This window comes from Geodermatophilus sp. DF01-2, from assembly GCF_004571065.1.
Classification (GTDB): domain Bacteria; phylum Actinomycetota; class Actinomycetes; order Mycobacteriales; family Geodermatophilaceae; genus Geodermatophilus.
The window spans coordinates 1-617 of sequence record NZ_SPQN01000197.1 but is presented as its reverse complement, the minus strand read 5'-3'; the positions used below and the strand labels follow the sequence as shown (position 1 = coordinate 617).

Annotated in this window: 1 protein-coding gene; it reads right to left on the bottom strand. The window is 35.3% G+C overall.

Going from position 1 to position 617, the window contains the following annotated elements; genetic code table 11:
- Nucleotides 1–127: 127 nt before the first annotated feature.
- A partial coding sequence (locus tag E4P41_RS21805) for a siphovirus Gp157 family protein (RefSeq protein WP_209307871.1) occupies nucleotides 128–617 on the bottom strand: 490 nt, incomplete at its 5' end.

The following is a 617-nucleotide window of genomic DNA, read 5'->3' as shown; positions in this document are numbered from 1 at the left end:
ACATTTTCAAGCGGTACATATTTACTTTTAAAAAATGGATTATTAGCATTTTTCAGCGGTTGTTCCAATTCCATCTGCATCTTCGCAAATGCTTTGCTTAACTCAATAATCGTTTCTGATTTCTTCATCATCGTACCTGCAAGCTTTCTTTTTCAATTAATGTTGCGCCTTCGATAATTTCTCCGGCCTTTAAATGTTTAGCCAATTCAGTTTTGATAGGCTTGTACTCCAATTTCATAAACTCAAGCGGTATTTTGGTTTCGTCTAAAATATCCACTTGCTTGGATTTTCGGAGTGACACAGTAAACAACCCGGCATCCACCTTTTGTTTATTGTTCATCTTCAACGCTCGCTCGATTGTTTCTTTGTACTTCTCGGCTTTAGCTTTAGCATTCTTTTCCTTGTCGTAAAATTCTTGCTTCGCTTGTTTAAAACGTTCAGTATCTGACAAAGCGTTTTTCCACATTTTGACAAAGTATTCAATATTTTTTTCCAAGTCTTTTTGAAAGTCAATACTATCAAGCGTATCGTTAAATGTCTCATCATCTAATTCCATCGCTTGTAATTGTGCGTAAATTCCTTCTAGTTCGTATAGGTAACTCATTATTTTTTCTCCC